This is a genomic window from Acidovorax temperans, assembly GCF_028596105.1.
GTDB classification, from domain to species: Bacteria; Pseudomonadota; Gammaproteobacteria; order Burkholderiales; family Burkholderiaceae_C; genus Acidovorax; species Acidovorax temperans.
The window spans coordinates 3,773,510-3,796,354 of the sequence record NZ_CP117193.1 but is presented as its reverse complement, the minus strand read 5'-3'; the positions used below and the strand labels follow the sequence as shown (position 1 = coordinate 3,796,354).

Annotated in this window: 22 protein-coding genes; 16 read left to right on the top strand and 6 right to left on the bottom strand. The window is 60.7% G+C overall.

Annotation, left to right across the window (positions count from 1 at the left end):
* Nucleotides 1-62 precede the first annotated feature (62 nt).
* From gmhB to PQV96_RS17730, 4 genes are all read left to right on the top strand, one after another.
* Nucleotides 63-653, top strand: a complete 591-nt coding sequence (gene gmhB, locus PQV96_RS17745; protein ID WP_273623786.1) for a D-glycero-beta-D-manno-heptose 1,7-bisphosphate 7-phosphatase — start codon at nucleotides 63-65, stop codon at nucleotides 651-653.
* A 66-nt stretch (nucleotides 654-719) separates the two neighbouring features.
* Entirely contained in the window at nucleotides 720-1,505 is a 786-nt protein-coding gene (locus tag PQV96_RS17740; protein ID WP_273623785.1) for a lysophospholipid acyltransferase family protein, read from the top strand.
* Nucleotides 1,506-1,622: 117 nt separating this feature from the next.
* Nucleotides 1,623-2,621 (top strand): M48 family metallopeptidase, encoded by a 999-nt coding sequence (locus PQV96_RS17735; protein WP_273625274.1) that lies wholly within the window; start codon nucleotides 1,623-1,625, stop codon nucleotides 2,619-2,621.
* A 75-nt stretch (nucleotides 2,622-2,696) separates the two neighbouring features.
* Nucleotides 2,697-3,122 (top strand): rhodanese-like domain-containing protein, encoded by a 426-nt coding sequence (locus PQV96_RS17730; RefSeq protein WP_082753246.1) that lies wholly within the window; start codon nucleotides 2,697-2,699, stop codon nucleotides 3,120-3,122.
* Nucleotides 3,123-3,177: 55 nt separating this feature from the next.
* Here the strand turns inward: PQV96_RS17730 and PQV96_RS17725 are convergent, their stop codons facing one another.
* Entirely contained in the window at nucleotides 3,178-4,149 is a 972-nt protein-coding gene (locus PQV96_RS17725; protein WP_044395700.1) for a tripartite tricarboxylate transporter substrate-binding protein, read from the bottom strand.
* A 75-nt stretch (nucleotides 4,150-4,224) separates the two neighbouring features.
* Nucleotides 4,225-5,616, bottom strand: coding sequence for an alpha/beta hydrolase family protein (locus PQV96_RS17720; RefSeq protein ID WP_207373152.1), 1,392 nt, complete (start codon nucleotides 5,614-5,616; stop codon nucleotides 4,225-4,227).
* A 189-nt stretch (nucleotides 5,617-5,805) separates the two neighbouring features.
* On the opposite strand from PQV96_RS17720, the gene PQV96_RS17715 reads away from it, so the two are divergent.
* A complete protein-coding gene (locus PQV96_RS17715; protein ID WP_273623781.1) occupies nucleotides 5,806-6,612 on the top strand; it encodes an IclR family transcriptional regulator in 807 nt (268 codons plus the stop codon).
* Between the two features lie 85 nt (nucleotides 6,613-6,697).
* Here the strand turns inward: PQV96_RS17715 and lysM are convergent, their stop codons facing one another.
* Nucleotides 6,698-7,195 (bottom strand): peptidoglycan-binding protein LysM, encoded by a 498-nt coding sequence (gene lysM, locus PQV96_RS17710; RefSeq protein ID WP_207373151.1) that lies wholly within the window; start codon nucleotides 7,193-7,195, stop codon nucleotides 6,698-6,700.
* A gap of 225 nt (nucleotides 7,196-7,420) precedes the next feature.
* Between lysM and PQV96_RS17705 the strand changes: the two genes are divergently transcribed.
* A complete protein-coding gene (locus PQV96_RS17705; RefSeq protein ID WP_044395704.1) occupies nucleotides 7,421-8,197 on the top strand; it encodes a type III pantothenate kinase in 777 nt (258 codons plus the stop codon).
* Between the two features lie 50 nt (nucleotides 8,198-8,247).
* Here the strand turns inward: PQV96_RS17705 and PQV96_RS17700 are convergent, their stop codons facing one another.
* The 3 genes from PQV96_RS17700 to PQV96_RS17690 all read right to left on the bottom strand — a co-directional run bounded on the left by PQV96_RS17700 (nucleotide 8,248) and on the right by PQV96_RS17690 (nucleotide 10,446).
* The gene (locus PQV96_RS17700) at nucleotides 8,248-9,027 is read right to left on the bottom strand and encodes a tetratricopeptide repeat protein (RefSeq protein ID WP_273623778.1); all 780 of its coding nucleotides are present in this window, start codon (nucleotides 9,025-9,027) and stop codon (nucleotides 8,248-8,250) included.
* A 41-nt stretch (nucleotides 9,028-9,068) separates the two neighbouring features.
* Entirely contained in the window at nucleotides 9,069-9,740 is a 672-nt protein-coding gene (locus PQV96_RS17695) for a TetR/AcrR family transcriptional regulator (protein ID WP_273623776.1), read from the bottom strand.
* A gap of 175 nt (nucleotides 9,741-9,915) precedes the next feature.
* Nucleotides 9,916-10,446, bottom strand: a complete 531-nt coding sequence (locus tag PQV96_RS17690; RefSeq protein WP_420482159.1) for a phasin family protein — start codon at nucleotides 10,444-10,446, stop codon at nucleotides 9,916-9,918.
* A gap of 204 nt (nucleotides 10,447-10,650) precedes the next feature.
* On the opposite strand from PQV96_RS17690, the gene rfbB reads away from it, so the two are divergent.
* From rfbB to PQV96_RS17640, 10 genes are all read left to right on the top strand, one after another.
* Nucleotides 10,651-11,733, top strand: a complete 1,083-nt coding sequence (gene rfbB / locus PQV96_RS17685) for a dTDP-glucose 4,6-dehydratase (RefSeq protein WP_273623774.1) — start codon at nucleotides 10,651-10,653, stop codon at nucleotides 11,731-11,733.
* Nucleotides 11,730-12,620, top strand: coding sequence for a dTDP-4-dehydrorhamnose reductase (gene rfbD, locus PQV96_RS17680; RefSeq protein ID WP_273623772.1), 891 nt, complete (start codon nucleotides 11,730-11,732; stop codon nucleotides 12,618-12,620). The genes rfbB and rfbD overlap by 4 nt, the downstream gene beginning before the upstream one ends.
* A 66-nt stretch (nucleotides 12,621-12,686) precedes the next feature.
* Nucleotides 12,687-13,583 carry a glucose-1-phosphate thymidylyltransferase RfbA gene (rfbA, locus tag PQV96_RS17675; RefSeq protein ID WP_273623770.1) on the top strand — a complete coding sequence of 299 codons (897 nt, stop codon included), beginning with the start codon at nucleotides 12,687-12,689 and terminating at the stop codon, nucleotides 13,581-13,583.
* Nucleotides 13,583-14,131: a dTDP-4-dehydrorhamnose 3,5-epimerase gene (rfbC, locus tag PQV96_RS17670; protein WP_273623768.1), complete on the top strand. Its 549-nt coding sequence runs from the start codon at nucleotides 13,583-13,585 to the stop codon at nucleotides 14,129-14,131. The genes rfbA and rfbC overlap by 1 nt, the downstream gene beginning before the upstream one ends.
* Nucleotides 14,131-14,958, top strand: coding sequence for an ABC transporter permease (locus PQV96_RS17665; RefSeq protein ID WP_273623766.1), 828 nt, complete (start codon nucleotides 14,131-14,133; stop codon nucleotides 14,956-14,958). Before rfbC ends, PQV96_RS17665 begins: the two co-directional genes overlap by 1 nt.
* Nucleotides 14,948-16,360: an ABC transporter ATP-binding protein gene (locus tag PQV96_RS17660; protein ID WP_273623764.1), complete on the top strand. Its 1,413-nt coding sequence runs from the start codon at nucleotides 14,948-14,950 to the stop codon at nucleotides 16,358-16,360. Before PQV96_RS17665 ends, PQV96_RS17660 begins: the two co-directional genes overlap by 11 nt.
* A gap of 34 nt (nucleotides 16,361-16,394) precedes the next feature.
* Nucleotides 16,395-19,238, top strand: coding sequence for a class I SAM-dependent methyltransferase (locus PQV96_RS17655; protein WP_273623762.1), 2,844 nt, complete (start codon nucleotides 16,395-16,397; stop codon nucleotides 19,236-19,238).
* A gap of 168 nt (nucleotides 19,239-19,406) precedes the next feature.
* The gene (locus tag PQV96_RS17650) at nucleotides 19,407-21,221 is read left to right on the top strand and encodes a hypothetical protein (protein WP_273623760.1); all 1,815 of its coding nucleotides are present in this window, start codon (nucleotides 19,407-19,409) and stop codon (nucleotides 21,219-21,221) included.
* Nucleotides 21,196-22,227: a glycosyltransferase family 2 protein gene (locus PQV96_RS17645; RefSeq protein ID WP_273623758.1), complete on the top strand. Its 1,032-nt coding sequence runs from the start codon at nucleotides 21,196-21,198 to the stop codon at nucleotides 22,225-22,227. The genes PQV96_RS17650 and PQV96_RS17645 overlap by 26 nt, the downstream gene beginning before the upstream one ends.
* Nucleotides 22,214-22,564 (top strand): EamA family transporter, encoded by a 351-nt coding sequence (locus tag PQV96_RS17640; protein WP_273623756.1) that lies wholly within the window; start codon nucleotides 22,214-22,216, stop codon nucleotides 22,562-22,564. Before PQV96_RS17645 ends, PQV96_RS17640 begins: the two co-directional genes overlap by 14 nt.
* Nucleotides 22,565-22,845 lie beyond the last annotated feature (281 nt).

Here is a 22,845-nt window from a genome sequence, read left to right as displayed (position 1 = left end):
CCCCATGCACATTTGTTGGCTCTGGTAGGCTGGTGCTGGTGACCTCGCAACGGAAGCAACCCATGAAACTCGCCATCCTCGACCGTGACGGCCTGCTCAACGCCCTGGGCGATGACTACATCACCTCGGCAGACGACTGGGTGCCCGTGCCGGGCGCGCTGGAGGCCATTGCACGGCTGAACCACGCGGGCTGGCATGTGGTGGTGGCCACCAACCAGCCCGGGCTGGGCCGGGGCTTGCTGGACGTGGTGGCCCTCAACGCCATCCACACCAAAATGCACCGGCAGATGGCGGCGGTGGGCGGGCGCATCGACGCCGTTTTCTACTGCCCCCACACGGCCGAAGAGGAATGCAGCTGCCGCAAGCCCGCCCCGGGCCTGCTGCAGCAGATTTGCGAGCGCTATGGCGTGGAGCCGCACGATGTGCTGGTGGTGGGCAACTGCCAGGCGCACCTGCAAGCGGGGGCCGCCCTGGGGGCCAAGTTGCACCTGGTGTGCACCGGCCATGCCGCAGGGCTGCAGCCGGGGCAGGCGTTGCCCGAGGGCTGGCCTGCGGGCATTCAGGTGCATGCCAGCCTGGCGCAATGGGTGGAGCAACTGTTGCCCGCAACGCCGCAGTCGCAGCCTGTTCCGGCACCGTCGGCGGTGGGTTGATACTATAAAAAATATAGCTGCTGGCGCTTGTATATAGGGCGCTGGAGGCCAGAAAGACTGAAAACTATGGCGCTGATCCGTTCCATCATCCACATGCTGTGGATGGCCATCACCGTGGTGCCCTACACCCTGGCCATCGTGCTGGGTTCGTTGTTCGGGATGCGCGGCACGTCGCTGTACCGCATTGCCCGCGCCTGGCTGTCGATTTGTGTGCACAGCGCTCGTCCGCTGCTGGGCATCCAGTACCGCGTCACCGGCATGGAGCACCTGCCCCAGGGCGAGAAAAGCGGTGCGGTGTTGCTGTGCAAGCACCAGTCCACGTACGAGACGTTTTTGATGCCAGCCATCATGCCGCACCCCCTGGCCTACGTGTTCAAGAAAGAGCTGCTGTACGTGCCGTTCTTTGGCTGGTCCATCGGTCGCCTGGACATGATCCACATCGACCGCAGCCTGCGCGCCAAGGCGTTCCACAAGGTGGTGCAGCAGGGCAAGGCGCTGCTGGCCAAGGGCACCTGGGTCATCATGTTCCCCGAAGGCACGCGTGTGGAGCGGGGGCAGAAGGGCCAGTACAAGAACGGCGGCACCCGGCTGGCCATCGACACCGGCGTGCCGGTGATTCCGATTGCCGTCACATCGGCCAAGGTGTGGCCCCGCAAGGCCTTCATCAAAAAGCCGGGCGTGGTGGATGTGTCCATCGGCCCCGCCATTGCCTCCGCCGGCCGCCAGCCCGACGAGCTGATGCGCGAGGTGGAAGCGTGGATCGAGGCCGAAATGCGCCGCCTCGACCCCGAAGCCTATCCCGCAGAGCCCCAGCCCCTGGCCGCGCCCGCACAGGGCGGCAGCGCCGACTGATCTCGCTTCACGCAACCCTGCCATGCGCCAGCACCCCGCACAACGCCACCCGCCGGTGCCCGCCGTTGACGGCCCCAGCGCATGGCGTGGCCCGCGCGTGGCGGCTGGCAGCCTGTGATGAAGCGCCTGGTGCAGTTGGCCCTGGATTTTTTTGACGCCTCGGCAGGGGCGCGTGGCACAGCGCAACCGCCCGCCGCTTCGCCTGCCCACCCGCGCAGCGGCACTCAGCCCAGCGTGCCTGGCCCCTCGGGTTTGAAGCCAAAAGTGCCTGCAAGGCGCACCCGCAAAGCGCCGCCAGCTCCTGAAAACATAGCAATTTCTGCGCTGCCCACGGCGCCATTGCCAACGTTGTTGGCCCCTGCTGAATTCCGCCACCCCCAGGCCAACCGCGAGGTGCTGCTGGGCGACGCCCTGGTGGCCTATGCCCTGCACCGCTCGCGCAGGCGCACCATTGGCTTCACCGTGGGGGCGGATGGCCTGGCCGTGCGCGCCCCCAGCTGGGTGGCCCTGTCGGCCGTGGACACCGTGCTGCGCCAACGCAGCGCCTGGGTGATGACCAAGCTGGTGCAGGCGCGCGAGCGCCAGCAGCGCCTGGAAAGCGGCCGCATTGTGTGGGCCGATGGCGTGCAGCTGCCTTACCTGGGCCAGCCCCTGCAGGTGGTGCTGGATGCCACGCAAAGCCGCAGCGGCCGGGGCGGGGCCCTGCATGCTGCCGCGCCCGACACCCCGGCGCGGCTGGTGATTGGCCTGCCGGCAGATGCCAGCGCCACGCAGATCCGCGATGCCGTGCTGGCCTGGCTGATGCGCGATGCGCGCCGCCACTTCACCGAGCGGCTGGACCATTTCGCGCCGCTGCTGGGTGTGCAGTGGACGAGCCTGCGCCTGTCCAGCGCCGAAACCCGCTGGGGCAGCGCCAAGGCCGATGGCTCCATTCGCCTGAACTGGCGCCTGCTGCACTACCGCCCCGCCGTCATCGACTACGTAGTAGCGCACGAACTGGCCCACTTGCGCGTGATGGACCACAGCCCGCGCTTTTGGAACACCGTGGCCACCGTGGTGCCCGACTATGCTGCGCTGCGCAACCACCTGCGTGAAGAGCCCGCGCCCCTGTGGTGATGGAGCGCTGCCGAAGCCACACCGCTTTTCAAGAACAAGCCCGATTGAACCGACTGAACGGAAAGGATTGCACCCATGACCTCATCTGCTACCCCCACCGTGATCCCCGCCGAAGGCTACGCCGGCGACGTCACCCCCCAGCAAGCCTGGCAGTGGGTGCAGGAAGGCAAGGCCGTGCTGGTGGATGTGCGCAGTTCGGCCGAAATGGAATGGGTGGGCCGCGTGCCCGGCGCCGCGGCTGTGCCGTGGAAGCAATGGCCCGGCATGGCCATGAACCCCGACTTTGATGCCCAGCTGCGCGCCGCCGTGCCCGCCGGGCAAAGCGCCGTGCTGCTGTGCCGCAGCGGCGTGCGCTCCATCGCCGCCGCCAAACGGGCTACCGAACTGGGGCTCACCGCCTACAACATTCTGGAAGGCTTTGAGGGCGACCCGGATGACAACGGCCAGCGCGGCAAAAAGGGCGGCTGGCGTTTTCGCGGCCTGCCCTGGCGGCAGGGGTAGGGGCATCTCCGCGCGGCGTTACCGCTCTGCAGAGATGGTCGTCCGCCGAAATCGCCTACTTGCCCATGCCTAGTTTTTCAATGATGGCCTTCTCGGTTTTCATGGTGTCCAGCGCGTACTGCTTGTAAGTGGCGCTGTCCATGTAGTAGGTGTCCATGTCGAACTTGGCCAGGGACTCCTTGTAGTTGGGCATGTCCATGGCTTTTTTGAATGCGTCATGCAGTGTCTGAACGACCTTGGGATCCGTGCCCTTGGGTGCCACCAGGCCAAACGGCGACGTTTGGATCAGGTTGATACCCGATTCCTTGAGTGTCGGCACATTCGGAAATTTGGCTGAGCGCTTGTCGCCCCAGGTGGACAGCAGACGCAGCTTGCCCTGCTCCACATAAGGCGCCCAGCCGGGCGTGTCAGCCACCGACATCACGTGTCCGCCCAGCACCGCCTGCAGCGACTCGGAGTTGCCCTTGAAGGGAATGTGGTTGAGCGTGACGCCTGCCTGCATGGCGATGTTCTCCATCGTCAGGTGCAGCGTGGTCAGCGGGCCCGGGGTGCCGTAGTTCAGTTTTCCGGGGTTTGCCTTCGCGTAGGCGATGTAATCCTGCATGGATTTGATGGGCGAGTCTGCTGGCACCACCAGGCCAAAGGCGTAACCGGCCAGGCCGATCACATACTGCAGATCCTTGGATGGGTCCCAGTCAATCTTCTGCGTGTACGGCAGGCGGAACACCGGCAGCGGGACCTGCGCCAGCGTGTAGCCGTCCGCAACGGCGTTCTGCATCATCTGAGCGGGTAGCACGCCGCCAGCACCTGGCTTGTTCTCGATGATGACGGGCTGGCCCAGGATTTTGGAGGCGTTTTCCGCAAGTACGCGGAATGGTATGTCGGTCGATCCGCCGGCCGTGAAGCCGATCATGACCTTGATGGGGCGGCTCGGGAATCGGTCAGCCTGTGCCAGGGCGGGGCCGGCCACGAAGCCAGCGGCCAGCAGCAAGGCCAGGGTGCGGCGGTGGATGAGAGGTGGGGTCATGGAGTGGTCTTCCAGTCAGGTCAGGTCGATGGCCCCGGTGCCCCAGTGTGGGCGGCCAGGGCCGTTGGTAGAAAATCAGGAGGCTGGGCAGGCGTTCGGAGTGCGCGAGCGCGAGGAGAACTTGCAGCCGTAGTGCGGGTGGGCCACCGTGGCGCGGTCCAGTACTTCGTCACCCTCGGGCTTGACACCCTTTTGGTCCCACAAGGCCATGGCATCAAAGGCCGAGGCCTGCTCTTCCACGGTGAAGTCGCAATGGGACACGCCGCGGATGGCGCGCTGCACCAGCCATTTGTCCGTGCCCTGCGCCATGGCGCGGCGCTTGTAGATCTGCTCCATGCTGAAAGGCACGTACACATCGCCCAGCGTGTGGATGGTCACCACCGGCACGTTGATGCGCGCGTTCGTCTTGGGGAACCAGCGCAGGCCGTCGCGGCGCAGACGATTGGCTTCGGGGTCGGCGCGCAGCCGGTAGGCCGTCTGGTTGAAGGATTGCTCGGTAGCGGTGAGCGCCGGATCGTTGTCGAACTGGTAAACGATGCCGGTGGTGTCGTAGCCTTCGCGGTTGAGGATGCCGTTGATCGTGCCATCGCGTCCGAACGTGCCCCATACCGTCGCGTTCATGCTGCCAGCAAAGCCCTCGTTGAACATGGGCCGCTCGCCGCCTGTGAGTTGCTTGACGATTTCCTTGTACTGGTCGCCCTGAGGGGTGGTCGCGGTCGGGAAGGTGGTGAACAGTGCGGAGCGAACCTTGGGGCCTTGTTCCGCCCAGTTGGGCACGGGCCAGGTGGTGACAGGCATGCCAGCCAGCTGCTGGGCCGCGATCTGCGAGGCGCCGAAGTAGTTGTAGAGCTCGGTATCGCCCAGCACGCCGCACATGGGAACGGACCCGTCGTAACGCACTTTGTTGTTGGCGGTCTCCTGCGTCTCGGCGTCCACCGCTGCGGCAGCAATGTGCCCGCCCATGGAGGTGCCGACAATGTAGGTCTTGGTCGGTGCCGCCAGCGTGCGGCCGTTTTGAGCTGCGATGCGCTGGAATGCGAGCGCGAGACCGTTCGTGTCCTCAATGCCAGCGCGCACGTCGTAGTAGTTCTTGGAGAAGCTGGACGCGCCCCAGGCGTAACCATTGCGGATCAGGTGCTCTCGGATCGGGGGGTCGCTGACGTTGACAGTGGGCCCTGTGCCGCCGTAGCCGTGGGCGTACATCACCAACATGCCATTCCAGTTCTTGGGCACTTCCACACGATATCCGGCGCCATCCAGCACACCCCACCAGCGATCGGTTTCCGGGGCGCCTGCCACAGCACTGAACGGAAGACGGGAGGGATCTGGCGAGAACTGGCGGCTGTCCTGCGCGCGCGTTTCCTCGGGCTCTGGCTGGGTGCTGCCTCCTCCGCATGCGGTCAATGCGAGGGTACTCAGCAAGGTCATGGTGGCGGCCCAGCGGCCGCGCGAGATAGTGAATGCCACAGCGTCAGTCTCCTTATTGATGATTTTGTAAATTAATTTCACCGTGCGGAATTAATGGTTTCAAGCATATCGGCACAGCACAATCAGTATCTGCGTATAGAAAATTGAACATTTATAGGGAAATCCCCAAAAGCACCATAAATATTACTGAAAAATAATTCCGTCAGAAGAAATTAATTGGAGTGAGCCATGGCGCGAACCAGACATCTTGACTTTGACGAAGGCGCAGACAGCAGTCGCTTTGTGACGGCGCTGGCCCGGGGGCTGGACGTGCTAGCCTGCTTCCATGTGGACGAGAAGTGGTTGACCAATGCCGAGATCGCTTCGCGCACGGGCCTGCCCAAGCCGACGGTGGTGCGCATGGCGTATACCCTGTGTGTACTGGGCTATCTGCGCCAGTCGCATGAGAGCGGCAAGTACGCGCTGGGAGACAGCGTGGCGGCGTTGGGTATCACGATGGTGTCCAATCTCAAGCTGCGGCGCATCGCTCGGCCCTACATGCAGGATTTGGCAAACCGCTATGACATCTCGGTATCGCTCGGTATCCGCAATGGTCTGTCAGTGCTGTACGTGGAGAACTGCAGATCCGGGGCGCCGCTGTCGCTGGGGTTGGATCTGGGCGCCCGCATCCCGATTGCGGAGACGGCCATGGGACACGCGCTGCTGGCCGTGATGGAGTCTCGCGAGCGCGAGCGACTCCTGGCCGAGATTTGTAAGGACGAAGGGGAGCAGCGGTGGCCCCAGGTGCTACAGACCATCAATGCGGGTTGTGCCCACTGGCGTGCGCGTGGCTTCACAGTTGTGGTGCGTGATTGGCAGACTGATATTGTTGGCGTAGGGGCCGCCATCCGCCAGCCCGACGGACGTGTTATCGCCTTCAACGCGGGGGGGGCAGCCAGCAAGTTCCCGCGCGAGCTGTTGGAGCAGGAGGTCGGGCCCCAGCTGGCGCGCATGGTCAAAGGGCTGGAGTCATTCGTGCGCAGCGACGAGGTTTGAGCGCGCCCGTCCCATCCCCGAATACGCCTGCAGAACAGCGCGTTTCCGCGCTGCCGCGAGGCCTGAAACGGTGCAGGCGGAGTTGTCAGGCCAAGGGTGGAATGCGCAGCTTCTGGCCAGGGTAGATCTTGTCGGGGTGGCTCAGCATGGGTTTGTTCGCCTCGAAAATCACGGGGTACTTGTTGGCGTCGCCGTAGAACTTCTTGGCAATGGCCGACAGGGTGTCGCCGCGCACCACGTCGTGGTACTGGGCTTCGGGCGAGGGGGCCGACACGGCCATCAGGTTGTCCACGTCTTTCACACTCGCCACGTTGCCGCAGCACAGGGTGACTTTTTCCTTGGCTTCCTGCGTGGGGGCCTGGCCTTGAACCACCACCTTGCCGCTGGCGCCGTCAAACGCCACCTGCACGCCCTGCACCCCCAGGTTTTGCGAGGCGATATAGGCCTCAATGGCGCGCGCAGCCTTGTCGTTCAGGTCTTGCAAGGGGGCCGGGTTGCTGGCCGCTTGCGCCGCTGCGGCCTCCACCTCTTTGCCGCCAAACAGCTTTTCACCCGCTTCTTTGATAAAACTGAAAAGACCCATGAGATACCTCCTAGTGCAGCCAACATTGGAAAGGCCACTGTAGACCGAGTGTGCGACAAATGGGTGTAGGCCAAGCGCGCATGAAAATTGTTGGCAATCACACGGTGCGGCTTGCAGCTTGCCCTGGCCTGCCGTGGCGGCCATTTCGTTCAGCGGGTGACAGTGCCTGTATCTTTGTGTACCCCCTGTGCAGGGGGCTTGGCAAAACTCGGGATAATCCGCGCCATGACATTTTTGGCCATCGACGTCGGCAACACCCGTCTCAAGTGGGCGTTGTACGACGCTCACCGCCCCGGCGCAGCGCTCATCGCGCATGGTGCCGAGTTCCTCGACCACATCGACCGCCTGGCCGAAAGCAGCTGGGCCCAATTGCCTGTGCCCACGCGCATGCTGGGCTGCGTGGTGGCCGGGGACGCCGCCAAGCGCCGGGTGCAAGAGCAGATGGAGCAAATGGTGCGCTGGGACGTGGAGCCGCAATGGGTGGTGTCGTCGGCTGAAGAGGCGGGGCTTACCAACGGCTACGACCACCCTTCGCGCCTGGGGTCAGACCGCTGGGTGGCGATGGTGGGCGCGCGCCACCATGTGCTGGCCCGGGGCCCGGCACGGCCCCTGGTGGTGGTGATGGTGGGCACCGCCGTGACGGTGGAATGCATTGATGTGGACGGCAAGTTCCTGGGCGGCCTCATCCTGCCGGGCCACGGCATCATGCTGCGCGCACTGGAAACCGGCACCGCTGGCCTGCATGTGCCCACGGGCGAGGTGCGGCCCTTTCCCACCAACACCAGTGATGCCCTGACCAGCGGCGGCACCTACGCCATTGCCGGCGCGGTGGAGCGCATGTACCAGCACCTGCTGCAGCACAGCGGCCAGGAGCCCGCCTGCATCATGACCGGCGGCGCGGGCTGGAAGATGGCGCCGAGCATGACCCGGCCTTTCGAGTTGGTGGACAACCTGATTTTTGACGGCCTGCTCGAAATTGCCTCGCGCCGCTTTGGCGCCTGAGGTGGTCAGCGGCAGGTAGCCGCTGGTAGTTGCTGGGGCGTGGGGCTTGCTCAGCTTTCCTCGTGCAGCTCGGCCCGCGCCATGGCCACGTGCAGCTCTTCCATCGCGTCTATCGGCTGGCAGGCTGCGGCGCGTTCATACAGCGCGGTGGCTTCGTCAATGCGTTCGTCGCCTTCGAGCATGACCAGGGCGTTGGCGTAGTCCACTATGCCAATGGCCGAGCCGGGTTGCAAGGCCAGCGCTTCTTCAAACAGCTGCAGGCCAACTTCTTTCTTGGCGCCATAGGTCATGCCGCCCACCATCGCCCCCACTTTGTCGATGACTTCTGCGTGGAAGGTGCCCAGCGCAATGCGCGCTTCCACATGCCGGGGCGACAGGGCTATGGCTTTTTCCAGCGATTCTTTCACCTGCTGGCCGAGCCCCTGCGCCAGGGCCTTGGCCACGCTGATGCCCTGGCAGTAGCGGCCCAGGGCGTAGGCGTTCCAGTACCAGGCGTTGGCGTGCTGCGCGTTGGCGGCAGCCTGTGCCTGGGCACGCTCGGCAATCTGCATGAACAGCCCGAGCCGCGTTTGCTCGCGCGGCTCCAGGTAGGTAGCGTACACCGCCGTTGCCTTGTTGGCAGCCGTGATGCCCGCGCCGCCTGCGGCCAGGCCAGCTTCTGCCGCCTTTTGAAACTCGCCGTTATGGAACAGCGCCCAGGCGTGCAGCACGGCGGGGTCCTGGGGCAGGGGCTCCGCGTCTCCCAGGTGCAGCTGGCTCCATTGTTGCTGCACACGGGTGGTATCCCAGGCGTAGTCGCCTGCGTGGGGGAAGGGGGTCCAAGGTGCCATGGGTGTCTCCGTCATGTTGTTGTTGATCGTGTGGTGGCGAGTCAGCCCGCCGGTGGGGCATAGGCCTGCGCCAGGGCTTGCAAATGGGCACGCTGCGTGGCTTCCAGGTAGGGCTCCAGCAAGTTGAGCACATGCCGCGCGCCGCGCAGCAGGGCATGGTGGGCGTTGCCGGGTTCCAGCGCATGGCGCGGGTCGCGCACGTATTCGTAGCTGAGCCAGTAGGTCAGTACCACCACCATGCTGGTAGCGGTGGTGGGCAGGGCCGCACGGGTCTCAGTGCCGGGCAGCAGCGCATGTGCTTGCTGCATGCCTTCAAGCATGGTGTGCACGGCCTTTTCCTTGCGGTGCAGCACCGCCTGGAAATGGGTTTCCAGGCGGCGGTTTTTGGACAGCAGGTCGTTGAGGTCGCGGTACAGAAACCGGTATTCCCAGATCAGCTCGAACAGGGTGTGCAGGAAGAACCAGGCGTCTTCCACGTTGTGCACGCTGTCGCTGGCGTGCAGCAGCCCATTCAGTGCCTCTTCGTACTGGTCGAACAGGGTGTTGATCAGCGCGTCTTTGGCAGGGTAGTGGTAATACAGATTGCCGGGGCTGATGCCCAGCTCGGCAGAAATGGCGGTGGTGGACACATTGGGCTCGCCGAACCGGTTGAACAGGTCCAGCGTCACTTCCAGAATGCGTTGCGCCGTGCGGCGTGGCGCTTTCTTAGCCATGGGAGTTGCCCTTTTCGCGCTGAGTGGGATGCGTCTGTGCCCACCACTCTAACGCAGCCCCATTTGCTGCGATGCAGCATTCACCGCAGCAATGCTTGGGGGTTTCCCGGCCGGTGTCGGCTTGGCTGCGTGCGGGCCTTGCGCGCTGGGCTTCGCGCAAGGCTGGGGTGGCCGCCTACTTGGCTGCAGGCTTGCGGGCGCGGGGTGCAGCCTTTTTGGCGGGCGTGGGGGGTGTTGGCTTGCCTGCCGTTTTGCCTGCGGCCTTGGCGACCCGGGCGGCCGGGGCCTTGCGGGTTTTGGCCAATTCCTCGGTCAATGCGTCGATGCGCTCGTTCAGCGCCTGCAGGTCGCGTGCGGTGGGTATGCCCAGCCGGCCCAGGGCCTTGGCCACGCGGTCTTCAAAAATGGTTTCCAGCTTGTCCCACTGACCGGCAGCACGCGAGCCCATCTCTGTGGCTGCGCTGGTCATGCGCTGGGCGGCTTCGGTGATTTTTTCCTCTGCCACCGTCTGGGTCTTGCGCTGCATGTTCACGCCTTCCTTGACCAGCGCCTCAAACACCTTGCCGCCTTCGGCCTGTGCCTTGGAAAACGCCCCCAGCCCCGCCAGCCAGATCTGCTGGGCCGATTCCTTTACGGCGTCGCTGAACGGAACGGCGCCGGATGCCATGTCTTCGGGACCGAAGGGGAAAGACTTCTTGCTTGCCATGTAGAGCCTCCTGTGGCGGTTGGTGAACAAACACATTCCACTGTACGGCGGGTTGGGGCGCATGGGTTAGGGGCGTGTGCCTAGAAAGCGGCGAGTCTGGCGGTGCCGAGTGGCGCACCCTGGCACAAATCCTGTTACAGGCCAGGGGCCATGGATGGGATAATCGCCAGCTTCGCCTGCAGGCGTATCAACACTGCCCATCCTATGATTTTGGTAACTGGCGGCGCCGGCTTCATTGGCGCCAACTTCGTGCTCGACTGGATAGCCAACGGCGACGAGCCCGTGGTCAACCTCGACAAACTCACCTACGCTGGCAACCTGCACAACCTCGATAGCGTGCAGGGCAACCCCCGCCACATCTTTGTGCAGGGCGACATTGGCGACACCGCCTTGCTCGAACGCCTGCTGGCCGAGCACCAGCCCCGTGCCATCGTCAACTTCGCGGCCGAATCGCATGTGGACCGATCCATCCACGGCCCCGAAGACTTCATCCAGACCAACGTCGTCGGCACTTTCAGGCTTTTAGAGGCTGCAAGGCAATACTGGCAAGCGCTGCCAGCTATCAAAAAAGAAGCATTCCGCTTCCTGCACGTCTCCACCGACGAGGTCTACGGCACCCTTTCAGCCACCGACCCCGCCTTCAGCGAAGACAACCGCTACGAGCCCAACAGCCCGTACTCGGCCAGCAAGGCTGCATCCGACCACCTGGTGCGTGCTTGGCACCACACCTACGGCCTGCCGGTGCTCACCACCAACTGCAGCAACAACTACGGCCCGCTGCACTTCCCGGAAAAACTCATCCCCCTCATGATCGTCAACGCCCTGGCAGGCAAAAACCTGCCCGTGTACGGCGACGGCATGCAGGTGCGCGACTGGCTGTACGTGCGCGACCACTGCAGCGCCATCCGCCGCGTGCTCGAAGCCGGGCGCCTGGGTGAGACCTACAACGTGGGCGGTTGGAACGAAAAGCCCAACATCGAGATCGTCAACACCGTGTGCGCCCTGCTCGACGAGCTGCGCCCCCGCGCCGACGGCCAGAGCTACAAGATGCAGATCACCTACGTCACCGACCGCCCGGGCCACGACCGCCGCTACGCCATCGATGCCCGCAAGATCGAGCGCGAGCTGGGCTGGAAGCCCGCCGAGACGTTTGACACCGGCATCCGCAAGACCGTGCAGTGGTACCTGGACAACCCTGAATGGGTGGCGCAGGTGCAATCGGGTGCTTACCGGGAGTGGGTGCAGAAGCAATACCAGGCCAACACCACGGCAGGGAGCGCCGCATGAACATCCTGCTCTTCGGTAAAGGCGGCCAAGTGGGCTGGGAGCTGCAACGCAGCCTGGCCGTGCTAGGCCGCGTCACGGCGTTGGACCATGACAGCACCGACCACTGCGGCGACTTTGCCAACCCCGAAGGCGTTGCCGCCACGGTGCGCGCCCTCAAGCCCGACGTCATCGTCAACGCAGCCGCCCACACCGCTGTAGACAAGGCCGAGAGCGAGCCCGAACTGGCCCGCCTGCTCAACGCCACCACCCCCGGCGTGCTGGCCCGCGAGGCCGCCGCCCTGGGCGCCTGGCTGGTGCACTACAGCACCGACTACGTGTTCGACGGCAGCGGCACCCGCCTCTGGGTCGAGACCGACACCCCTGCACCCTTGAGTGTGTACGGCCGCACCAAGCTCGAAGGCGAACAGCTGATCCAGCAGTCGGGCGCCAAGCACCTCATCCTGCGCACCAGCTGGGTGTACGCCGCACGCGGCGGCAACTTTGCCAAGACCATGCTGCGCCTGGCGCAAGAGCGCGAGCGCCTCACCGTCATCGACGACCAGTGGGGCGCCCCCACCGGTGCCGAGTTGCTGGCCGATGTGACAGCCCACGCCATCCGCCACCTGCAGCAGCGCCCGCAAGACGCGGGCCTGTACCACCTGGTGGCAGGCGGTGAGGTGACCTGGAATGGCTATGCAAAATTCGTGATTGAGCACGCCAGTAAAGCGCAGTCAGCTATCAAAATAGTAGCTAAAGAGGTCGCGCCTGTGCCCACCAGTGCCTTCCCCACGCCCGCCGTGCGCCCGCACAACTCGCGCTTGAATACGTCCAAGCTGCAAACCACCTTCGGCCTGACCTTGCCGCACTGGCAAGCCGGTGTCGAGCGCATGCTGACCGAAATCCTGTAAGCCCATCCGGACAGCGGCGCCCCTTGCGCCCTGCACCGATGGGCTGGCCCCTTGAGGACTTGCCCCATGACCCCAACCACCTCCCAGCGCAAAGGCATCATCCTGGCCGGCGGCTCTGGCACGCGCCTGCACCCGGCCACCCTGGCCATCAGCAAGCAACTGCTGCCGGTGTACGACAAGCCCATGATCTACTACCCGCTCAGCACCCTCATGCTGGCGGGCATCCGCGACATCCTCATCATCAGCACTCCGCAAGACACGCCGCGCTTTGAACAACTGCTGGGCGACGGCAGCCAATGGGGCCTGAACCTGCAATACGCCGTGCAAGCCAGCCCCGACGGCCTGGCCCAGGCCTTTGTGATTGGAGAGCAGTTTGTCGGCAACTCCCCCTCAGCCCTGGTGCTGGGCGACAACATCTTCTACGGCCACGACTTCCACGAGTTGCTGGGCAACGCCATGCAGCGCGAACAAGGCGCCAGCGTCTTTGCCTACCACGTGCACGACCCCGAGCGCTACGGCGTCGCCGAATTCGATGCCCAGGGCAAAGTGCTGAGCCTCGAAGAAAAGCCCCAGGCCCCCAAGTCCAGCTACGCCGTCACCGGCCTGTACTTCTACGACAATCAGGTCGTAGACCTGGCCAAGAGCCTCAAACCCTCCGCGCGCGGCGAATACGAAATCACCGATCTGAACCGCCTGTATCTCGAGCAAGGCCAGCTCAACGTCGAAATCATGGGCCGCGGCTACGCCTGGCTGGACACCGGCACCCACGAAAGCCTGCTCGAAGCGGGGCAATTCATCGCCACGCTGGAGCACCGCCAGGGCCTCAAGATTGCCTGTCCGGAAGAGATTGCGTGGCGCTATGGGTGGATTGATGCGGCTCAGCTGGAGAAGCTGGCCAAGCCGCTTGCCAAGAACGGGTATGGGCAGTACCTGCAACGAATTCTGAAAGAGACGGTGTACTGATGAAAGCAACGCGACTGGCCATCCCTGAAGTCGTCCTCATCGAGCCCAAGGTGTTTGGTGACGCCCGAGGCTTTTTCTTTGAAAGCTTCAACCAGAAGGCCTTTAACGAGGCCACGGGCACCAATCACCAGTTCGTGCAGGACAACCACAGCCGCAGCTCCAAGGGCGTGCTGCGTGGCTTGCATTACCAGATTCAGCAGCCCCAGGGCAAGCTTGTGCGTGTGGTGCGAGGGGCTGTATTTGATGTGGCGGTGGATATCCGCAAAAGTTCGCCCACCTTCGGTCAGTGGGTAGCTGAGGAATTGAGCGAGGACAACCACCGCCAGCTTTGGGTGCCGCCCGGTTTTGCGCATGGGTTTGTGGTGCTGTCCGAGATGGCGGAGTTTTTGTACAAAACCACTGACTACTATGCGCCGCAATTTGAGCGCTGCATTGCATGGAATGACCCGGATCTCGCTATTGACTGGCCGAATATGGGCATGGCTCCGTTGCTTTCCGCCAAAGATGGTGCTGGGCGAAAATTATCTAACGCAGATTGTTTTAATTAATGAATCCTCATGCCGTGCCGCCTGCATCATTGCAGGGTATGTTTCGTTCCTTGTGGGTGCATCGCCAATTAATTGCGCGTATGAGTCAACGCGAGATCATAGGTCGATATCGGGGCTCTACCTTGGGATTGGTCTGGTCATTCCTGACACCCTTGTTCATGTTGGCCATTTACACCTTTGTGTTTTCTGTGGTGTTTAAAGCCCGCTGGGGTACAGGGGAAGAATCGCGCACAGAATTTGCTGTAATTCTTTTTGCCGGGCTTGTCGTTCACGCACTTTTTGCGGAGGTCATTAACCGAGCACCCGGGCTGGTACTTGATAATGTCAATTATGTGAAGAAGGTGGTATTTCCTCTCGAAATTTTGCCGGTAATACAGTTGGTTGCCGCAACTTTTCATGGGCTGGTCAGTGTCGTGGTTTTATTGGTGGCAAAGTTTTTTTTGACGGGCTCTGTGCCCGTTACGGCGGTCTTTTTTCCGATAGTGATCTTGCCGTTGTTAATATTAATCATGGGGTTATCTTGGGGGCTGGCGTCGCTAGGTGTTTTTGCACGTGATGTGGGGCAGACGATTGGGTTGATTACATCCGTCATGCTTTTTATGTCACCAGTATTTTTTCCGATTCAGTCCTTGCCTGATTTTTTGCAGCCATGGATGCAACTGAATCCACTCACTTTCATTATCGAGCAGATGCGTGAAGTGCTTGTTTGGGGGCGTCAGCCTCAGTGGTTTGGTCTTTTGGTGTACGGGTTGCTCGCTCTAGCTGTGGCGTGGTTGGGTTTTGCTTGGTTTCAGAAAACACGTAAGGGATTTGCTGATGTCCTTTGATGCGATAAGCGATGCGCCGGTGGCTATTCGTGTCAACGCGCTGCACAAGTGTTTTCAAATTTATGCTACGCCGGGGCAGCGTTTGCGGCAGTTTGTTCTGCCCCGGTTTCGGCGTTGGTTGGGGTTGGATGCTGCTAACTATTACCGTGAGTTTTGGGCTCTGCGTGATGTTTCTTTCGAAATAAAAAAGGGTCAAACTGTCGGAATTATTGGGCGTAATGGCTCTGGTAAATCAACCTTGCTGCAAATGATTTGTGGTACCTTGCACCCTACCGAAGGAAATATTGAGGTGCAGGGGCGGGTTGCGGCGTTGCTTGAGTTAGGTTCAGGATTTAACCCTGAATTTACAGGGCGCGAAAACGTATTTTTTAACGCAGGTGTGCTAGGCCAAAGTGAAGAGCAGACTCGCAAAAAATTTGCTGATATCGAAGCCTTTGCTGATATTGGTGATTTTATGGATCAGCCCGTCAAGACCTACTCCAGCGGTATGCTTGTACGCTTGGCATTCGCCGTGATTGCTCATGTGGATGCAGATATCCTGGTCATTGATGAAGCCTTGGCGGTGGGAGATGCTTTCTTCACACAGAAATGCATGAGATTTCTACGTAGCTTCATGCAGCATGGCACCGTGCTTTTTGTCAGTCACGACACCGCTGCCGTGAAAGGTCTGTGCAACCACGCCATCTGGCTCGATAAAGGGCAGGTGCGCGAACAAGGTGACCCTAAAACTGTTTGCGAGCATTATTTACAGGCCTATTACGAAGCCCAGCAGGCTGACCAGGCGGCAGACGGCACGTTGTTGCCTGTTGCTGCCTCAAAGGGCGAAGCTGTTGACATCTCAAAAAGCCAGGCCTTCAAGCCGGCGGTGATGCGTTTCGACCAACGCCTGCCTTATTTGAATGCCAGCAACCTTCGTAATGATCTGCGCCTTTTTGAGTTCGATCCCGATGCTCCGTCGTTTGGAATGGGCGGAAGTCGTGTGGTGCGTGTGGAGTTGTGTAACGACCACGGGCAGCCTTTGGCTTGGGCTGTGGGTGGTGAGAATGTGGAGCTGGTGGTGGAGGCCGTGGCCTTGCAGCATTTGAGCAGCCCCATTGTGGGTTTTGTCGTCAAGGATCGACTGGGTCAAACCTTGTTTGGCGACAACACATTCATCGCATACGAGCACCGGCCATGCGAGTGCAAAGTTGGGCAGACCTTGTGTGCCAGGTTCCAATTTCAGATGCCCCGTATGCCTGTGGGTGATTACAGCATTACCATTGCCATCGCCGACGGCACGCAGCAAGAGCACGTGCAGCACCAGTGGATTTTTGATGCGATCACGTTCCGCTCCGAATCCACCAGCATCGCTGCGGGACTAGTGGGTATTCCCATGGCCCACATTTCCATGGATGCACGATAGCAATATTCCGTTGCTCTGAGCCTTATCTTTTTTCATGAACTTCATTACACCTGCCGCTCTACTGGAGCCTCAGCATTTTTCTGTGCCCGCACCATGGGCGGGGCATATTCCTTTTGCCTCCTGGCTTGTAGCGGTACAAAAACCAGAGACACTAGTGGAATTGGGTGCGTATTCAGGCATTTCGTACATGGCGTTTTGCCAGGCCATTAAAGAGCAGGGCCTGCCTACCAAGGCGTATGCTGTGGACACTTGGCTAGGCGACGCGCATGCCGGCGCCTACGGCGAAACCATCTACCAGACGCTACAGCGGGAGCACGATCCGCGTTATGCCTCGTTCTCGACGCTGCTGCGCATGACCTTTGACGAGGCTCTGCCGCAGTTTTCCAATGGCAGCGTGGATCTGCTGCACATCGACGGCTTGCACACCTACGAAGCGGTGCGCCATGATTTTGAAACTTGGCTCCCAAAAATGTCGCACCGCGGAGTGGTTCTTTTTCATGACACCAATGTATTCCGTGATGATTTTGGCGTTCACAGGTTATGGGCTGAACTTTCGGTACGTTACCCATCCATGCAGTTCTCCCACAGCAATGGATTGGGTGTGCTCCTGGTCGGGGCGCAGCAACCACCTGAGCTACTGCAGTTGTGTGGCGCATCCTCTGATGCAGCGACTGGACTCACGCCTGGGGCGGCTCGCCAAGTGTTTTGCATTTTGGGGGGGCGACTCGAGCAACTTGCCCAGGTACTGATACTGCAAAACCAGTTGCATGATGCTCGCGAACGCGAAACCCAGCTGGAGCAGGCGGGTCAGCAGCGCCACGAATGGATAGAGAACCTGGACAGGCAACTGCTTGATCTGCAGAACCAGCTGATGCATTCCCAGCAGCGGGAGGCAGAGTTGGAGCGGGCGGGTCAGCAGCGCCACGAATGGATAGAGAACCTGGACAGGCAACTGCTTGACCTGCAGTGGCGCAACACCGAGGCCGAGAAGGTTGTCGAAGCTGTCAACCAACTGCTGAACGTGCGTGATGCCGAAGTGCATGAATTGCGCCAACGGCTAGTGGTTGCCGATGCACAAGTGCAGGAAATTTATCAATCGCGAAGCTGGCGCGTGACAGCCGGCCTGCGTGCTGCCGGTAAGCTGGCTCGTCGTTGGGGTCTGGGCACCTTGGTGCGCCGTGCGCTCAAGGCAGCAGGATATGCTGTGCGAGGGGACTGGCGTGCGTTGGCTGGTCGCTTGGCTGCGGTGCGTCGCGAAGCTGTCCTGGAACAACAGTTGAGCATTGCCTCTGATGGCGCTCGACATGTCGGTGTGATGGCCACACCGCACACCCTATTTGTGGCGCATTTGCTGGCCCAGGCACTGCACAAGGCCGGAATCACTGTGGATGTGATGACAGAGCCGCCTGCGGAGGGTTTCGGGCTCGACGGGTATTTCGTTGTCTGCCCACAAATGTTCAAGCATCTGCCGCCTGGCGAGAAGCGCATTGTGTTTCAGATGGAGCAATCGGTAAGCCCTCGCTGGTTCACGCCTGAATACCTTCACACGCTTGAAAACTCTCTCGCTGTGCTGGATTACGCGCAGGCCAATCTTCAATTTCTGGAGAAGCGCGGCATTGCCTATCCGCACACGTTCTTGGTGCCTGTGGGGGGATTTGCAGGCTATCGTGACTACCTCCGACACAACAACCTGCAGCCTCAGGGTGTGGATGCGCCTTGTGATGTGCTTTTTTACGGTGATGCCAACGCCCCGCGCCGCCAGCAACTGCTTGAAGCCGTTGGCGAGCGTTTCCAGCTGCGTATTGTGGGGAACCTGTTTGGCCCCGAACTGCACCGTGCCATCGCCAGCGCTCGTGTGGTTGTCAACCTGCACTACTATGAGGGCGCACTGCTCGAAACCACACGCATCTACGAATGCCTATCGCTGGGGGTGCCGGTAGTATCAGAAACCAGCGCCGATCAGGCGGAGCACGCCGCTCTGGACGGTGCTGTGCGCTTTGTTCCCGTGGGCGACCTGCCTGCGCTGCTGCAGGCTCTTGATGAAGTGCTCCATGTCAGCTCCCAGCAAAGCGCTGCTGCCCAGTCTGATCGTGAGGCTGCCGTGGAGGCCTCACAGGCTCGCTTTGAATTCATGCTCTACCGGATGCTGCTAGCGCGGCGCTGGCTTGATTACACGCAGTTTCAGACACTCACGAGCACAACCCCCTTGCCTGGACCGCGTCTGGCGTTGAGTCTTCCCGAAACCACTGCGCGGCGCGCCATGTTCGTCAGCCATCAAATGCCTGGTGTGCAGGTGTTCGACGGTGTGCGCTACAGCCCTGGCTGGATAGGAGCAGCGCTCAGCTACAAATATTTGGCACAGCAAGCGCTGGCCGCCCAGTGGCCGCAGCTTGAAGTGATGGAGGACGATGTGCTCTTTTTGCCTGACTACGTCGAGCACAAAGCGGTGGTTGACGCCTACCTGGCCCAGCGCAGCGGTCAGTGGGATGTGTTTGTGGGCCTGATTGCCATCATGCACCCTGACACTCGAGTGCTGGGTGTAGAGCGCCAGGGCGGCCTGGTGTTTATCACCATCGACCGCATGATCAGCATGGTGCACAACATCTACGCTCCCACGGTATTGCGCCTGCTAGCCCAATGGGACGAGCGCCACGCCGACCCTGAGACCAACACCATCGACCGATACCTACAAACACAGTCGCAACTACGGGTCGTTACCACCTTGCCGTTTTTGGTGGGCCATCACGAAGAGTTGCATTCGTCGCTGTGGGGTATTCAAAACAGCCAATACGCGGAAATTATTGCGAAGGCTCAGTCCGAGCTGGAGGCCAAAGTGCGGGCGTTTGAGCAAAATACATCGTGCCACGGGGTGACGTAACCCGCTCCCGCAGCAAAAGATCTGGTTCGATGAAGGAGGGCTGGGGTTGTACTCGCTCAACTTTTTCGGCGGTTCCAACCGCCGCGGCCGGTATGTGACTTGCGTTACCGAAGGGCCAGCTCAGAAGTGAAATCGTAAGCTTGATAAAAAAACAGAGAATGGCGCGCAATGTTGACTGAGTTTGTTATTGCTTTGGCTTGGTGTCTGGTGATTCTTGCCTGGGTGCAGGGCACGGGTATAACTTTGTATGGGGCATTTTTCTCAAAAGCATGTGAGGCGGATCAGGAGTTGCCAGTGTTGCTGCGCATCTTCTTTCAGCAGGTCTTGGGGCTCACTGCATTCATCGGTGTTCTTGCCCTATTGGCGATAGGGCATGAAATGACCAGGGAGGCGCTTTGGCTGCTGTTTGGCATTTCTGGGCTGGCAGGGGGAGTTGCCTGTTGGCGGAGGATGAAAGTCAATACGCTCCGGGTTGAGCTTGTGAGCTTGCGCCCAGCCTCGGATATCTTTTTGCTGGTGAGCGTTTTTGTGATTCTCATGCTCCGAGCCTTTCAAGCGCCTGGCCATTGGGATGACGTGTCTTACCACCTTCCTCTCGCTCGCTTGTTTGTGGAGCATCAGGGGCTCGCGGTCAGCGAGCATCTGCGGTTCCCATATTTTCCGGCCAACATGCAGCTGCTATTCAGCGCCGGACTGTTGCTGTCTGGCGATGTATTGGCCCAAATGCTTGCGACTCTGCCTGTGTTCATCACCTTGATCGGCTTGGCAGGGGTTGCTCATTGGTTGCTGGGTTCCAGCGCTTGGGGTTATATCGCTGGTGTCCTCTACATCACCTTGGATCCAGTACGCCAGACATTGGGGTTTGCCTATGTGGACAACGGCTTAGCGCTTTTTTGCACGGCAGCACTTATTGGTGTGGCGGTGTGGCTGCGCCTCGGCATGCAGGGCAACCGCTGGCTGATTTTTTCCGGGCTAGTCGCAGGGGTTGCGGGGGGCATCAAATTGTTGGGTTTGGTCTTTGCTGCGGTGTTGAGCCTTGCTATCTTGGCCGCCAGCCGCAAGTGGCGGGCGCCATGGGTATTCGGGTTGATGTGTGCGGCTGTAGCCGGAGGTTGGTACTTGCGCAGTTACCTGCTGTCCGGTGACCCTGTGCATCCGATAGGTGGACCCGTGTTTGGCTTTCATTTGTGGAGCTTGGAGGATTTGGTGTCACAGCAGGGTGAGCAGTCCCGCCACGGGGTGCCAAAGCACTGGTACAACTTCTTTGCAGCGTTTTCGCATGCCCACCTTCAGGTTGTCTGGGTGGCGCTTGCTGCCATCGTGTTCGCGCCCCGTCTGCCAAGACCCGTGGTAATGCTCTGGGCTGTGTTGGTCATGTTCTGCCTCTTTTGGTTCAGCGTATCGCAAGTCAACAGATACCTCATTCCAGCGCTGCCAGTGGCATGCTTTTTGGCAGTGACTTTTGCGCTGGAGCTTTGGCGCACGACGGGATGGCCAGCGCTATTGACACACCGACTTCCCGTCCGGGGGGCGTTGCTGGGTACCATGGTTGCGTGGGTGGGGGTAGCTTCTGTCACTGTATTCCTGGCCGTGGGTTGGACGAGGCAACCTTCAATACAGGCGCAGCTCAACGCCCAACCGGCTTATTTGCTTTCCAAAAAAGCCGATGACGTCGCAGCGCAGTTTGGCCCGCAGATGATGAACGTAGGCTTTGAAAATGCTCACTACTTCTACAAAGGCCAACTCTTGGGCGACTGGTTTGGCAAAAATCGTTTTACAGACTACGCGGTCTATCAAGATGGCGGCTGGCGCATGCGGCCAGCCCAGGAAGTGCTGGCGCGCATGCAGAAAAATGGCGTCAACTTATTGCTCATTCACAGTGGCTCGTTTGCTTTCGACGCAGCAGACTACGGTGAACATTTCGAATTGCTGCTGAATGCAGGGCCTGGCTATCTCTATGCAAAAAAACCATCTTCAAACTGACGCCCAGGGCGGCGCCAAAGTGGCAGTCATCATTCCTTGTTACAAAGTAGTCAGGCATGTGCTGGGGGTTATTGAATCCATCGGGCCTCAGGTGCATGCCATCTACGCTGTGGATGATTGCTGCCCCGACGGGTCCGGCCGCTACATCCAGGCGCACTGCAAAGACCCGCGCGTGCGAGTGTGCTTTAACGCCGAAAACCAGGGCGTCGGTGGCGCTGTCATGGCGGGCTACCAGCAGGCTATCGCAGATGGCATGGATATTCTGGTCAAGATCGATGGTGACGGTCAGATGGACCCCGCCCTCCTCGACGATTTCATCGCCCCTATCATTCACGGAGAGGCTGACTACACCAAGGGCAACCGCTTTTTCGACCTGGAAGGTGTTCGCACCATGCCGCCGGTGCGCATTTTTGGCAATGCTGTGCTGTCCATCATGTCCAAGTTCTCTACGGGCTACTGGCATCTGTTCGACCCTACCAACGGCTACACCGCCATTCATGCCGCTGTGGCCAGTCGCTTGCCGTTCAGCAAAATCAGTCGACGCTATTTTTTTGAAACCGACATCCTGTTTCGCCTCAACACCCTGGGCGCGGTGGTGCTGGATGTGCCCATGCAGGCGCATTACGGCGACGAGGTCAGCGGCCTGCACATCCGCAAAATCGTGGGTGAATTTTTGGTGAAACACCTGCGCAACAGTGCCAAGCGTGTTTTCTACAACCACTACCTGCGCAACGTCTCCATTGCATCGCTGGAACTTCCGTTGGGCGTGCTCTTGTTGCTCGCGGCCGCCACCTATGGGGGGTACCACTGGGCACAGTCTGCCGCCGCTGGTTTGACCACGCCGGCCGGCACTGTCGTGCTGTCTGCCGTGTTGCTGTTGGCTGGGTTGCAATTTCTGCTGGCCTTTCTGGCCGCCGACATGGCAGCCTTGCCCACACGGCCATTGCATTTGACCCAAAGTGTGCGGCTGGGCCGCAAGCAGAAGGTGCCCCATGACGCCCTTTAGCCTAGCCGCCATCATTGGCACTGTGTTTATGCTGGCCGTGGGCCAGGTGCTGTTCAAATTTGCCGCCAACGGCATCGACATTGCCCAGAAGGGCTTCGTGGGCGCCGTACTGCTCAACAAGTGGCTGATCGTGGCGCTGGTGGTCTACTTTGTGGCCACGGTGCTGTGGCTGCTGGTGCTTCGCAAGGTGCCACTGAACCTGGCCTACCCGTTTGTGGCGTTGGCTTTCATTTTTGTGCCCGTGTTGGGGCACTATCTACTGGGCGAACCGCTGCGCCTTCAGTCGCTTCTGGGCGCCGCACTCATTGGTCTTGGTGTCTGGGTGTCGGTGCGTTGAAAGGCGATTGATCAATCATAGCCAGCAGCACGGGTCTGGTAGGGGGGCCGCAATTCCAATAGACCCACTCGCAATAGCGCTGCTGTGCAGGGGAGCGTCACACCCAACATGTCGTAGTACGAAAAACATGGTTCTATTATCGCCTCCGATCATTAGCCGACCATGTTCATAAGGTCATGAAGTGGCATACAGCTGGTTGATGGCAAGGTTCGCCAAGCGGAAGGGCCCCGCGATCAAGGGTCAAGTGGGTGGAGGAGAATGGGAACCAATGAAATTTTCTT